The sequence below is a fragment of the Nonomuraea sp. NPDC050451 genome (genome assembly GCF_044458585.1).
This window is the reverse complement of the sequence record NZ_JBITHZ010000033.1, coordinates 24908-37262: the sequence shown is the minus strand read 5'-3', so window position 1 is coordinate 37262 and position 12355 is coordinate 24908. Positions and strand designations below refer to the sequence as shown.

The window sequence follows — 12355 nt, the reverse complement described above, 5'->3', positions numbered from 1 at the left end:
GGGTCTCCTAATGGGTGAGTTCGTGGGTCTGGTCGAGCGCGGCCTTGAAACCGGCCATGATGGCGCCGTGCTCCATGGTCAGGACGAGCTGGTCGGCCCCGTTCTCCAGGGCGAACGCCTTCTCCGCCGGAGACCACGCGGGCAGCACCCAGGGCTTGCCCGCGGCACGGGCCGCGTCCGCCACGATCTTGAGGTCGGCGAAGTCCTGCTCCGAGCGGGAGTAGGCGCCCCGGCCGCGGCGGACGGACAGGTCGCTGGGGCCGATGAAGACGCCGTCGACCGTGTCGAGGGCGAGGATGTCGTCGATCTGCTCGATGGCGCCCGCGTCCTCGATCATCGGGTAGACGCGGGTCTCGCGATCTTGGCGTACGATCCACTCGTCGTCGAACCCGCCGTACCGCGCCGTTCGTCCGCCCGCGAAGCTTCTGTCGCCCCGAGGGGGGAACTTCCCGAAGGCGCAGACGGCGGCCGCGTGCGCGGCACTCTCGATGTGGGGCACGACGACGGCGGTGGCGCCGAAGTCGAGGGCCTGCTGGATCGGCCCCCGCTCGGGCCCGAGCACCTTGGCCAGCACCTCCAGACCGAGACCACGGAGGAACGGGATGAAGCGTTCGAGGTCGGCCAGGTCGAAAGAGCCGTGTTCGATATCGAGGACCACCGCGCCGTAGCCCAGGTCGGCGACGATCTCGGCCGCGGCGAAACTCGGACCGGACAGCCAGGCGGCATATCTCCGCTCTTGTTTGTCCTGCAACGGATACTCCTTCTCGCGTTTAATATACGCTGTGTATACACACGAACGTGGGGGTGGCATGAACTGGGAACCGGACATCGCGCCGGCGACTACCGCAGGCGAGCGTGCCTATCGATGGACGCGTGAGGCGATCCTCGGCGGCCGGTTTCCCGAGGGGTCCTTCCTGGAGGAGAAGCTGGTCTGCGACGAGGCCGGCGTGTCGCGCACTCCCGTCCGTGAGGCGTTCCACCGCCTGTCGGCCGAGAAGTACATCGACCTCCTGCCCAGGCGCGGCGCGCAGGTGCGCAGCGTGACGGCTGCCGAGTTGTTCGAGACGTACGAGATGCGGCTTGTGCTCGAGATCCACGGCTTCCGGATCCTGTGCGACAAGAAGACCGACATCCCGCGGGAGCTGTCGGCGCACCTGGACCTGATGGAGGATCCGGACATGGTGGCGCGGTGCAGAGCGGGTGACCGCGACGCGATCGCCGAGCACGCCAAGATGGACTTCTTCTTCCACTTCGCGTTCGTCAGGGCGACGGGCAACACCGTACTGACCGACCTGTTCAGCAGCCTCCAGCCACGGCACCAGCGGATCGGGGTCAGCGCCGTGGCGGCACGCCCCGACCGGCTGGCGGTCATCAACCCTGAGCACCGCACCCTGCTCGCGGCCCTGACCATGCACGACTTCGACACCGCCGAACGCACCCTGCGCAACCATCTGCGGCCCGACGAGCGGGTGGTCTCCCACCTGAGGTGATCGTTCACCTGGAGATCGCCCGCCACAGCTCGCGGCGCTCGGCCTGCTCGGCGGGGTCGGGCACCGGCGCCGCCGCGACCAGCCTTCTGGTGTAGTCCGTCTGAGGATCGTTCAGCACCTCGCGGGCCGGGCCGTGTTCGACCATCCGTCCGTGCTGCAGTACGGCGACGTCGTGCGAGAGCAGCTCGACCACGCCCAGGTCGTGGCTGATGAACAGGCAGGAGAAGCCGAGCCTGTCCTGCAGCTCCTGCAACAACCGCAGCACCGTGGCCTGCACGGAGACGTCCAGCGCCGAGGTGGGCTCATCGGCGATGAGCAGCTCGGGCTCCAGCGCCAGCGCTCGGGCGATCCCGACGCGCTGGCGCTGGCCGCCCGACAGCTCGTGCGGGAATCTGTCGGCCCAGCTCCTGGGCAGCTCCACCTGGTCGAGCAGCTCCAGCACCCGCTCGCGGACGGCGGCGCGTCCCGCGTACCGGTTTATGATCATCGGGGCCGCGATCGAGTCGCCGATCGACCGGCGCGGGTCGAGCGAGGATCCGGGGTCCTGGAAGACCATCGAGTACTTCCTGCGGAACCCGCGCAGCTCCCTGGCGCCGAGCCCGGCCACGTCACGTCCGCAGATCTCGATCGTGCCGGACGTGGCGCGTACCAGCCCGACGATGGCCCTGCCGATCGTGGACTTGCCGGAGCCCGACTCGCCCACCAGGCCGAGGACCTTCCCCTTCCCGATCTCGAAGCTGATGTCGTGTACGGCTTTGAACCCTTTGCGGCCCAGCCGCCCCAGGTACTCGACCTGGAGATCGGTGACCCGCAGCGTAGGACCCGACGCCGGGTCGCCGCCGGACGGTGCCGGCTCGGCCTGGCCGCGCCGGGGCACCGCGGACAGCAGCTTGGTGGTGTACTCGTGCCGGGGTTCGGCGAACAGCCGGGCGACCGGGGCCTCCTCCACGACCTCGCCCTGCTTCATCACCACCACCCGGTCGGCCAGGTCGGCGACCACGCCCATGTCATGGGTGATGACCACGACCGCCGAGCCGAGATCCTTCTGCAGGCGGCGCAGCAACTCCAGGATCTCCGCCTGCACCGTGACGTCGAGGGCGGTGGTCGGCTCGTCGGCGATGATGACCTCGGGCGACCAGGCGATCGCCATCGCGATCATCGCACGCTGCCGCTGGCCGCCGGAGAGCTGGTGCGGGTAGCTGTCGATCCGCGACTCCGGCTCCGGGATGCCGACCTTCCTCAGCAGCTCCAGCGTGCGTGAGCGGGCCTCGGCGGCAGGCACGCGCTCGTGGCACTGGATCGCCTCGATGATCTGCTCGCCGATGGTGTAGACGGGGTTCAGCGCGGTCATCGGCTCCTGGAAGATCATCGCGATCCGCTTGCCCCGGATGTCGCGCAGGGCCTCCTCGCCGAGGTCGAGCAGCTCGGTGTCGCCGTACCGGATGCTGCCGCGGCGGCGCGCGTTCTTCGCCAGCAGCCCGAGCACCGACATCGAGCTGACGGACTTGCCCGAGCCGGACTCCCCGACGAGCGCCACCACCTCGCCCTTGGCGACCGCGAAGCTGACGTCCTTAACGGCGGGGACCCATTCGCCCGCGATCTGGAAGTCCACCGAGAGCCCCTCGACTGAGAGGATCGGCTCCGCGGGACTCGTGCCGGTTGTCATGCGTCTCCCGAGGTGTTCCGGTCGTATTCCTGTATGTAGGCGGAGCAGAAACCGATCACCCGCTCGATCCAGATCTCGCCCGTCTTCGCGTTGCCGAGACTCACGTCGCCGGTGCAGCCGGTCGCGCTCACCTCGGAGAAGTCCCACAGAACGGTCCCGCGCACGTCGTGCCCCGGAATCGCCGCCTCCGTGTAGCTCGTCGGGGTCCAGCCGCTGTTCGACGCCAGGCCGCCCGCGACGGCCAGTTCGCTCTGGACCTGGTCGGGGAACATCGCGAGCATCGCGGAGTGCTCGGGCTCCGCGCCGTGGCCGTACGCCGTGGCCGGGTTGTCGTACACGTCCCGCATGAGCGCGTAGCCGAGCTGCCACGGGTAGAGGTGACCGACGAGGACGCCCAGGTCACGACGTGCCTGGAGGCCGGCGTCGATGACGGGGCCGACGTTGCCGCCGTTGTTGTTGACGATGATCACGCGCCGGAAACCGGACTGCACGAGCGCCTCGATGATCTCGTACGTGACGGCGCGCAGCGTCGCCTGGCTCAGTGAGAGGTTGCCGTTGAAACCGCGGAAGACCCCGGAGTGACCGTAGTGGAGGGCGGGCGCGACATAGCAGCCGTTCTCCTTCGCCAGCTTGTCGGCCACCCATTCCGCCACGATGGAGTCCTCGTGGACCGGCAGGTGCGGGCCGTGCTGCTCGACCGCGCCGATCGGCAACAGGATGATCGGGTCCCGTTCCGCCAGCTCCTTGACCTGGGTCCAGGACAGCTCGCCGAGCCTGTGGGTGGAAGGGAGGGTCATGAATGCGTTCCTTTCAGTTGGTGCCACGGCGACGCGGGTCGAGCAGGTCGCGGATGCCGTCCCCGAACACGTTGAGCGCGAGGACGACCAGGATGATGAGCACGGACGGGTAGAGCAGCAGCATCGGCTGGACCTCCAGGAAGTCGCGGCCCGAGCCGACCATCGTCCCGAGCGAGGGCAGCGGCGGCTGCGCGCCGAGGCCGAGGAAGCTCAGCCCGGCCTCCATCTGGATGGCGAAGCTCACCGACAGGCTCAGCTGGACGATGATGGGCGCCGCCACGTTCGGCAGGATCGTCCTGACGAGGATTCCCGCGGGGCGCGCACCCATGATCTTCGAGGCTTCGACGTACTCCAGGTTCCGGATGGCCAGAACCTGGGTGTAGACGATCCTGGTGAATCTCGGGATGTACAGGACGCCGATCACCAGGACGACGTTCACCAGGGCCGGCCCCAAGATCGCCACCACCGCGATGGCCAGCACGATCGGGGGGAAGCTCAGCAGGACGTCGATGCCACGCATGATGATCGTCGAGGCCCAGCGGCCGACGTACCCGGCCACGAGTCCGAGCGCGACCCCGATGACCGCCGCCACCAGCACCGCCGACAGCGCCACCCCGAGCGACACCTGGAGCCCGACCAGCAGGCGGGACAGGACGTCGCGCCCGAAGTCGTCGATGCCGAGCACGGAGGCCGAGGTCAACGGCTTGCCGACGATGTCGCGGTAGTCGTACGGCGCGATCAGCCTGGCGAACAGCGTGACGATCGCGACCAGCAGGAGGAACGCGCCCGCGACGGACGTCCTGCGGTTGGACAGCATGCGCCGCAGGAAGGTCCTCCTGCCGGCGCTCTCGATCGCAGGCGCCCCTGACAGCACGGTGGCCATGATCAGTTATCCTCCGCCCGGGGGTCGAGTGCCCTGGCGACCAGGTCTCCGACCAGGTTGACCAGGATGACGATGGTGGCCGCGGCGAGGACGACGGCCTGGATGACGGGATAGTCGCGCTGTCCCACGGCGTTCATGAGCAGGGAGCTCATCCCCGGCCACCCGAAGATGGTCTCGACCAGGACCGTGCTCCCGATCAGCGTCGTCAGCTCGACCGTCGTCGCGGAGACAACGGCGAGCAGCGCCGTACGCAGCGCATGCCGGTTGATGACGTGCTTCTCGACCAGGCCCTTCGCCCGTGCCGTACGGACGTAGTCGGCGTTGAGCGTCTCCAGCATCGACGCCCTGGTCATCCTCGTCACCACCGCGCACGAGGCCGCCGTCAACGTGGCCACCGGCAGGACGAGGATCTGCAGGTGCGCGAGCGGATCCTCGAACGGCGAGGCGAACCGGCGCGGCGGCAGGATCGGGATGAAGAACGCGAACACCAGCAGCAGCAAGGTGCCGATCACGAACACGGGCAGCGAGATCCCGAAGATCGACCCGGCGACCAGCGCGTGGTCCGCCGGCTTGTCGGCGCGCGTGGCGGCGATCCGGCCCAGCGCGATGCCGACCACCAGCGAGATCGCCAGCGCGATGAGGACGAGCTCCAGGGAGTTGCCGATCCGGGACGGCAGGTCCTGCATCACCGGGCGGCCGCTGATCAGCGAGGTGCCGAGGTCCCCCTGGAACAGCCGGCTCCAGAACCCGACGAACTGGCTGAAGAACGGCTCTTCGAGGTGCATCGCGGCCCGGGTGGCGGCGATCTGCTCGTCGGTGGCCGAGTCGCCGAGCACCGCCCTGGCCGGATCGCCGGGGATGAGCCGTACCAGGAAGAACACGATGGTTCCGACGAGGAGCAACTGCAGGATCGCCTGGGCGAACCGCTTGGCCAGGAAACGCCTCACGCCGTCTTCTCCATCCAGGTCCGGCGCAGGGCCGTGGCGGTCCAGGCGCCTTTCGGGGGGTGCTCGTAGCCCTTGACGTGGTTGTAGTGGGCCTCGCCCTGCTCGCGGCGGATGGTGTAGGTCATCGGGACCAGCTCCAGGGCCCGTTTCTCGACGTCGAGGTAGATCTCGTTGCGCAGGCTCTGGTCGGAGGTCCTGCGTGCCTGGGTGAGCAGCTCGTCGATCCTGTCGTCCGCGAAGTCGAGGTTCTTGGCGAAGGAGCCGGTGCTGCCGATGAAGTCGCCGAGCGAGGCGGGATCGCCGAACTTCGGCGCCGTCCCCCAGGAATGAACGGGGAAGACCTTGGTCGACACGCTGGAGCGGAAGGTCAGCCACTCCTGCTGGGTGAGGTTGACGTTCAGTCCCGCGGCGCGCAGGCCGGGCAGCATCGCCTGCGCGGGCCTGGCGATGACCGAGTATGAGCTGGTGGTCACCACCGGCAGCGTCAGGCCCTCCTGCCCGGCCTGTTTGAGCAGGAATCTGGCCTGTTCCGGGTCGTAGGGCATGGAGCCGGCGAGCTGGGGCGCGTACGGGGCGAAGGTCTCCGACATCAGGGCGCCGTCCATCGGCCTGCCGTGCCCCAGCAACGCGGTGTCCAGGACGGACTGCCTGTTGATCGACATCGCGATGGCCTTGCGGACGCGTACGTCGTCGAAGGGACGCCGGCTGGTCACGAAGCCGACGAAGCCGAACCCGAAGGTCTTGTCCGAGACGAACCGCAGCCGCGGATTCTCGGAGATGACGCCGACGTGGGTGGCGGGGACGTAGTCGATCATGTCCACGGTCGCGGTGCGCAGGGCCGTCACGCGGGCGTAGTCGTCGCCCATCGGCTGGAAGACGATCCCGTTGAGGTACGGCAGGCCGTCCTCGAAGTAGTTCTCGAACCGGACGTATGTGGTGCTCACCCCCGGGATGCGCTCCACGAACCGGAACGGGCCGGTGCCCATGACCTGCGTCTTGGTGTTCGCGCCCGACTCGATCCACTTCCTGGAGACGATGTTCGTCGTGGGCGCGGCCAGCGCGAAGGGGAAGGCCACGTCGGGCTGCTTGAACCTGAACACCACGGTGGCGGCGTCGGGCGCCTCGACGGAGGCCACCTGGTCGAGCAGCGGCGCCGACGCCGCCGCGGTCGCCTTGTCCATCATGCGGCGGAATGAGAAGACCACGTCGTCGGCCGTCATCGTGGAACCGTCGTGGAAGCTCACCCCCGGGTGCAGCTTGACCCGGTAGGTCAGCTCGTCGGCCCAGCCGAACTCGGCCGCGAGGTCACCGACGATCTCTCCGGCCCCGTTGTACTGGACCAGCCCGTTGTAGGCGAGCTGGCGCAGATAGTCGGATGCACTGCCGCTGGTGAGATGCGGGTCGAGGTTGGCCGGGTCGGTGGACAGACCGAAATACAGGATCCCGCCGCGATTCGGTCCACCGCCGCCCCCGGCCGAGCGGATTTCCTGCATCGATACGGGCAAGGTCTCCGGGCTGCCGCAGGCCGTCAGGGCAGAGGCCCCCAGCGTGGCTACGCTTCCGGCGAGAAATCCTCGCCTGCTGATCACTGCCATGACATCTCCGCCTCGTCAGGGCCTGGCGCTGAGTCGTTGGGTTGGGGATCCATCAGGTATTGCGTATGTATACATGGCGTTCACACCACGGTCAACGGGTTGCAGCCAGGCGGAATTTGAGATACCGGCCAGGACAAAACGAAGGGTCGCCCCTCCGCCAACCGGACGACCTGCAACCCGCCGTAGGCTGAGTCCCGCACGTGACGGACAGGAGGCTGAGGTGGCCGAGACGACGCCGACCGAGCCGACGGTGGCCGAGGTGATGGCCGAGCTGGCCGAGCTCGAGGACCCGAAGGCACGCGAGGTGAACGAGAGACACGGTGACGATCACGGTGTGAACCTCGGCAAGCTGCGCGCGCTCGCGAAGCGGCTGAAGACGCAGCAGCAACTCGCCTGTCAGCTCTGGAAGACGGACGACACCGCGGCGAGACTGCTGGCGATCCTGATCTGCCGCCCGAAGGCGTTCGAGCATGCCGAGCTGGACGCCATGGTGCGCGAGGCGCGCGCACCCAAGGTGCACGACTGGCTCGTGAACTACGTGGTGAAGAAGAACCCGCACTCCGAAGAGCTGCGCCTCTCTTGGTCCGCCGATCCGGATCCAGCGGTCGCGAGCGCCGGCTGGGCGCTGACCACCGAACGCGTGGCGAAGAAGCCCGAGGCCCTTGACCTCGGGGGACTGCTCGACGTCATCGAGGCGGAGATGAAAGACGCCCCTGATCGCCTGCAGTGGGCGATGAACCACTGCCTGGCGCAGATCGGGATCGAGCACGCCGAGCACCGCGCCCGTGCGATCGACATCGGCGAGCGCCTGGAGGTGCTCAAGGACTACCCGACTTCCCCGGGCTGCACGTCTCCGTTCGCGCCCATCTGGATCAGCGAGATGGTGCGCCGGCAGCAGGACAAGTAGGAAGGCCCGAGCCCACGCTCATGCCGCCGTTCAAGATGTCTCGCACTCCGCCAGGCGGCGTTGCCGTTCGGTGGTGGCCAGGTAGAAGGCCCAGGCAAACGCGAAGCTGGTGAACAGGCTGGAGACGAAGAACAGCCACGGGCGGCTGATGCCGCGCCGACGACCGCCGATGATCGTCATGAGCGGCAGCAGGATCACGTTGCCTATCGTGTAGTCCTGACCGGCGGAGCCCGCGGCGGGGTTGACGTACATCAGCTCGATGTACTGCGCCCAGCTGCCGTCACCCCAGATCGGATTGGTATTGCCGTCGGCGTACTCGGTCACGAACCGGATGTTGAAGTACCAGCCCACCGCGATGGATGCGATGCCGGCGAGGTAGTAGACGTATTCCAGTGTCGAGATCAGCGGACCTGTCGCCGGACGGCGGAAGATCGCCGGGTTGGAGGCGACAACGAACCAGACGGCCGCCACGCCCAGGACGGCGTGAGCGAGGAGCGACACCATTTCGCCAGCGTCACTTCGGCGACCAGTTTTGTCAATATTGTCGAAACGGATAGGTTCTGACGCATGATGGGCAGGGCGGCGCAGACGGCGCGCAGCGAACGCACGCGCGAAGCGCTCCGGCGAGCCGCTCTCGTCCGCTTCCTCGCCCAGGGCGTCGAGAGCACCTCGGCCGAGCAGATCGCCGCCGATGCCGGCGTGTCATTGCGGACCTTCTACCGGCACTTCACCTCCAAGCACGATCTGCTCTTCGCCGATTACGACGCCGGACTGCACTGGTTCCGCAGCGCCCTCGCCGCGCGTCCGGACGACGAGCCCATCATCGAGTCGGTACGGGCGGCCATCTTCGCCTTCCCCTACGACGTGCAGGCGGTCACACAGATCGCCGCGCTGCGGGCCGAGACGCTCGATCCCGGGCGGATCGTCCAGCACATCCGCCAGGTCGAGTCGGACTTCGCCGAGGCCGTCGCCGAGCGGCTGGGCCGCCGGACGGCTGCGGACGGCGGCATGTCGCCCGGCGAGCGGCTCGCGGTCACGGTGACCGCGAGGTGCATCGCCGCCGCCGTCTTCGGCGCCATGGAGGTCTGGATGCTGGGCGACGAGCGGTCCCTGGCCGAGCTGGCCCAGCTGTGCCACTCCGCGCTCTCCTCGATCGAGCACGGGATGATCGACGGCCTGTTTCGTCACTATTGACGAAACATGCGGCGCGTGTCAGCCTGCGGGGAAGCCTGGAGAACCGGGAGGCGGCGCAATGCGGAGCTGCGACGCGATCGTCATCGGTGCGGGACACAACGGGCTGGCGGCGGCCGTCCTGTTGCAGCAGGCGGGTCTGAGCACCGTCTGTCTGGAGTCCAAGCGGTACGCCGGCGGAATGGCCTCCACCGTGGAGCTGTTCGACGGCTACAAGTTCGAGATCGCGGGCTCGCTGCAGTTCCCGACCTCGGCGACGGTCAGCCGCGAGCTCGGCCTGGACGTGCTGCCCACCATCGACATGGACGTCATGTCGGTGTCATTGCGGGGCGTCGGCGACGACCCGGTCGTCTACTACACCGACCTGATGCGGCTGATGACCCACCTGAACGAGGTGCATGGCACCGAGGTGGTCAACGGCATGGCCGGCCTGATGGCGTGGAGCCAGGCACCGGCCCGGGCCCTGGGGCGCTTCGACGCCGGGCGGCCGCCGAAGACGCTGGACGAGATGTACGCCTGCGCGGCGGACGAGTTCGAGCGATCCAGCATCACCGACCTGCTGTTCGGATCGGTCACCGACGTACTCGACCGCTACCTGCCCGACAAGGACAAACACGGCGCGCTGCGGGGCATGCTCGCCTTCCTCGCGGTCAACACCACCTACCGCGGCCCGGCCACGCCGGGCAGCGCCGCGGCCCTGGCCTTCGGTCTGGCCGTCCCCGACGAAAACGCGGTCCTGATGAAGAAACCGAGGGGCGGCATCGGAGCGCTCACCGCGCATCTCCAGGACCTGTTCACCTCCGCCGGGGGAGAACTGCGGCTGCGTACCAAGGTGACGGAGATCCGCGTGGCCGGCGGACGCGTGATGGGCGTCCGGACCGAGGACGGATCCACGCTCGACGCCCCCTTTGTCGTCTCCTGCGTCGCCCCCGACCTGACGCTCACCCATCTCGTCCCGCCCGGCGCCGTGGCCGCCGAAGTACGCGAGCGGTTCTCCCGTGTCGACCATCGCGGCAGTTACGTACAGATGCACTTCGCGCTGGACGGCGCGCCGGAGTTCGCGGCGCCCTACGAGCTGCTGAACGACCCGGCGATGCAGGCCGCCATCGGCCTGTTCAGCATGCCGGAGGAACTCCAGCAGCAGTGGGAGGACTGCCGGCGCGGGATCGTGCCGGCCGATCCGGCCATAGCCTTCCAGATCCCGTCGGCACAGGACCCCGACCTGGCACCGGCGGGCAAGCACTCGGCGTCGGCGTTCTCCCTGTGGTTCCCGATCGAAAGCCCGCACGCGGACTACGCGCGGCTGAAGGCCGAGATGGGACAGCGCGTGATCGACAAGATCACCAGACTCGCACCCAACTTCGCCCGTCTCATCAGCAAACACACCACATTCACCCCTCGCCACATGGGCATCATGTTCGGGGCGCCGGAGGGCGACTACTGCCACGGACTGATCCACCCCGAACAGATGGGACCCAACCGTCCCGGACCGAACGGATACGCTGACCAGCCGCTCGGCGTCGAGGGACTCTACCTGGGCAGCGCCGGTTGCCACGGCGGCCCCGGCATCACCTTCATCCCCGGCTACAACGCCGCGCACGCGGTGCTCGCCGACAACTGATCATCGCTCGCCGAGGTCAAGCCTGCTGAGCTCGGTCCTGGAGGCGACGCCCAGCTTGGGGAACGCCTTGTGGAGGTGGTAGCCCACGGTGCGCGGGCTCAGGAAGAGCTGCGCGGCGATGTCGCGATTCGTGGCGCCCTGTGCGGCCAGCCGTACTGCTCGTACGGCATGTGCGTGAGCCGGCAACGGGTGGCCATCGCGCTCGGCGACCTCCATCCCCACCTGGAATCGGCGGCGAAGGCGGCTCGCGCCTCCTATGAGGCCGGACTGGCGGCCCTGCGCCTCGGACGCACGTTCGGGGAGGTCGTGACCGCGATGAAGAGGCCGCTCCAGGAAACGGGCGCCTGGCACCCACACCCCCTCGTGCACGCCGTCAACCCCTGTGGAGCGGTGTGCGGGTCCGGCACCGGACTCGGCCTGCTGCCGGAGACCGCGCGCTACGGGCTGCTGGCCGAGCAGCCCACCATCGGCTCCGACCTGCCGCTCAGCCCGGGGATGACCTTCGCCTTCGGGCCCAACCGCGCCTACGGCCGCCGACTGGTCGGCCTCGGCGGCACCGTCGTGGTCGGCGAGGACGCGCCGATCGAGCTCAACACCGTCACCACCCACCTCATGAGGAGCCATTGATGACCCGCCACCGATCCGCAATCGCCTCCGGCGTCATGGCAGCCGCCCTGATCGCGTTGTTCGCCTACCTGTCGCCCGGGCTGGCGCTGTGGCTGACCTTCATCCCGGCCATGGTGATCGCCTACGGCTGTCACCTCGCCACCACCAACCGCCGGCTTCCCGACGCCTCCCGGGTGCTGCCGATCTACCTCATCGGTCTGGCCTGGCAGTTCCTGCACTTCGGGGAGGAGTTCATGAACGGATTCAACCGGCGCTGGCCGACCGAGGTCTTCGGCGCGCAGGCCATGTCGCTTCCCATGTTCGTCTGGATCAACATGATCTCCTACGCGGCCTTCGCCATGGGCGCGCTCGCGATCTACCGAGGCTGGCGGGTGCCGCTGCTCATCGCCTGGTTCTTCGCGATCATGGGGGCGATGGGCAACGCGATCGGTCACCCGATCTACGACCTGGTCTCGGGTGACCTCGGCTTTCCCGGCATCGTCACCTCGCTCGGCTACTGGGTCATCGGCCCGATCCTCGTACACCGCCTCTGGACGGCCTCTCGCCCCGGGGTGGCTGCCCCTCAAGACATCCGGCTGGCGACCACCTCCGTCTGACGTCCCCTTCCCTGGGCCGGCAGCTTGCTACCGTT

Annotated in this window: 14 protein-coding genes; 6 read left to right on the top strand and 8 right to left on the bottom strand. The window is 68.3% G+C overall.

Annotated elements, in window-relative coordinates; all coding sequences use genetic code 11:
- Positions 1-7: 7 nt before the first annotated feature.
- Entirely contained in the window at positions 8-751 is a 744-nt protein-coding gene (locus tag ACIBI9_RS52280; protein ID WP_397234838.1) for an HpcH/HpaI aldolase/citrate lyase family protein, read from the bottom strand.
- 58 nt (positions 752-809) lie between these two features.
- Here ACIBI9_RS52280 and ACIBI9_RS52275 point away from each other — a divergent pair, with 58 nt between their 5' ends.
- Positions 810-1490: a GntR family transcriptional regulator gene (locus ACIBI9_RS52275; RefSeq protein WP_397234836.1), complete on the top strand. Its 681-nt coding sequence runs from the start codon at positions 810-812 to the stop codon at positions 1488-1490.
- Positions 1491-1494: 4 nt separating this feature from the next.
- On the opposite strand, the gene ACIBI9_RS52270 is transcribed toward ACIBI9_RS52275, so the two are convergent.
- The 5 genes from ACIBI9_RS52270 to ACIBI9_RS52250 are packed head-to-tail and all read right to left on the bottom strand — an operon-like array spanning position 1495 to position 7276.
- Positions 1495-3156 (bottom strand): ABC transporter ATP-binding protein, encoded by a 1662-nt coding sequence (locus ACIBI9_RS52270; RefSeq protein WP_397234835.1) that lies wholly within the window; start codon positions 3154-3156, stop codon positions 1495-1497.
- Positions 3153-3953: a creatininase family protein gene (locus tag ACIBI9_RS52265; RefSeq protein ID WP_397234833.1), complete on the bottom strand. Its 801-nt coding sequence runs from the start codon at positions 3951-3953 to the stop codon at positions 3153-3155. Before ACIBI9_RS52265 ends, ACIBI9_RS52270 begins: the two co-directional genes overlap by 4 nt.
- A 13-nt stretch (positions 3954-3966) precedes the next feature.
- Complete coding sequence (locus ACIBI9_RS52260) at positions 3967-4836, bottom strand: ABC transporter permease (RefSeq protein ID WP_397234831.1); 870 nt, start codon at positions 4834-4836, stop codon at positions 3967-3969.
- A gap of 2 nt (positions 4837-4838) precedes the next feature.
- Complete coding sequence (locus ACIBI9_RS52255) at positions 4839-5783, bottom strand: ABC transporter permease (protein WP_397234829.1); 945 nt, start codon at positions 5781-5783, stop codon at positions 4839-4841.
- Positions 5780-7276 (bottom strand): ABC transporter substrate-binding protein, encoded by a 1497-nt coding sequence (locus ACIBI9_RS52250; RefSeq protein ID WP_397234827.1) that lies wholly within the window; start codon positions 7274-7276, stop codon positions 5780-5782. Before ACIBI9_RS52250 ends, ACIBI9_RS52255 begins: the two co-directional genes overlap by 4 nt.
- Before the next feature lie 364 nt (positions 7277-7640).
- Here ACIBI9_RS52250 and ACIBI9_RS52245 point away from each other — a divergent pair, with 364 nt between their 5' ends.
- Positions 7641-8285: a DNA alkylation repair protein gene (locus tag ACIBI9_RS52245; RefSeq protein WP_397234996.1), complete on the top strand. Its 645-nt coding sequence runs from the start codon at positions 7641-7643 to the stop codon at positions 8283-8285.
- A 30-nt stretch (positions 8286-8315) separates the two neighbouring features.
- Here the strand turns inward: ACIBI9_RS52245 and ACIBI9_RS52240 are convergent, their stop codons facing one another.
- Positions 8316-8756, bottom strand: coding sequence for a DUF2834 domain-containing protein (locus tag ACIBI9_RS52240; protein WP_397234825.1), 441 nt, complete (start codon positions 8754-8756; stop codon positions 8316-8318).
- Between the two features lie 96 nt (positions 8757-8852).
- Here ACIBI9_RS52240 and ACIBI9_RS52235 point away from each other — a divergent pair, with 96 nt between their 5' ends.
- Positions 8853-9479: a TetR/AcrR family transcriptional regulator gene (locus tag ACIBI9_RS52235; protein WP_397234823.1), complete on the top strand. Its 627-nt coding sequence runs from the start codon at positions 8853-8855 to the stop codon at positions 9477-9479.
- 58 nt (positions 9480-9537) lie between these two features.
- Positions 9538-11097 (top strand): phytoene desaturase family protein, encoded by a 1560-nt coding sequence (locus ACIBI9_RS52230; RefSeq protein WP_397234821.1) that lies wholly within the window; start codon positions 9538-9540, stop codon positions 11095-11097.
- On the opposite strand, the gene ACIBI9_RS52225 is transcribed toward ACIBI9_RS52230, so the two are convergent.
- Entirely contained in the window at positions 11098-11283 is a 186-nt protein-coding gene (locus ACIBI9_RS52225; RefSeq protein WP_397234819.1) for a helix-turn-helix transcriptional regulator, read from the bottom strand.
- Between ACIBI9_RS52225 and ACIBI9_RS52220 the strand changes: the two genes are divergently transcribed.
- On the top strand, positions 11272-11724 hold the full coding sequence (locus ACIBI9_RS52220; protein ID WP_397234817.1) for a M24 family metallopeptidase: 453 nt from the start codon (positions 11272-11274) through the stop codon (positions 11722-11724). The genes ACIBI9_RS52225 and ACIBI9_RS52220 overlap by 12 nt on opposite strands.
- Entirely contained in the window at positions 11724-12320 is a 597-nt protein-coding gene (locus tag ACIBI9_RS52215; RefSeq protein WP_397234815.1) for a hypothetical protein, read from the top strand. The genes ACIBI9_RS52220 and ACIBI9_RS52215 overlap by 1 nt, the downstream gene beginning before the upstream one ends.
- Positions 12321-12355 lie beyond the last annotated feature (35 nt).

What these genes read in the sequence shown, in the direction of transcription:
- ACIBI9_RS52275 (WP_397234836.1), top strand. Translation starts at nt 810, where the DNA reads ATGAACTGGGAACCGGACATCGCGCCGGCGACTACCGCAGGCGAGCGT.
- ACIBI9_RS52270 (WP_397234835.1), bottom strand. Translation starts at nt 3,156, where the DNA reads ATGACAACCGGCACGAGTCCCGCGGAGCCGATCCTCTCAGTCGAGGGG.
- ACIBI9_RS52265 (WP_397234833.1), bottom strand. Translation starts at nt 3,953, where the DNA reads ATGACCCTCCCTTCCACCCACAGGCTCGGCGAGCTGTCCTGGACCCAG.
- ACIBI9_RS52260 (WP_397234831.1), bottom strand. Translation starts at nt 4,836, where the DNA reads ATGGCCACCGTGCTGTCAGGGGCGCCTGCGATCGAGAGCGCCGGCAGG.
- ACIBI9_RS52250 (WP_397234827.1), bottom strand. Translation starts at nt 7,276, where the DNA reads ATGCAGGAAATCCGCTCGGCCGGGGGCGGCGGTGGACCGAATCGCGGC.
- ACIBI9_RS52245 (WP_397234996.1), top strand. Translation starts at nt 7,641, where the DNA reads ATGGCCGAGCTGGCCGAGCTCGAGGACCCGAAGGCACGCGAGGTGAAC.
- ACIBI9_RS52235 (WP_397234823.1), top strand. Translation starts at nt 8,853, where the DNA reads ATGATGGGCAGGGCGGCGCAGACGGCGCGCAGCGAACGCACGCGCGAA.
- ACIBI9_RS52230 (WP_397234821.1), top strand. Translation starts at nt 9,538, where the DNA reads ATGCGGAGCTGCGACGCGATCGTCATCGGTGCGGGACACAACGGGCTG.
- ACIBI9_RS52215 (WP_397234815.1), top strand. Translation starts at nt 11,724, where the DNA reads ATGACCCGCCACCGATCCGCAATCGCCTCCGGCGTCATGGCAGCCGCC.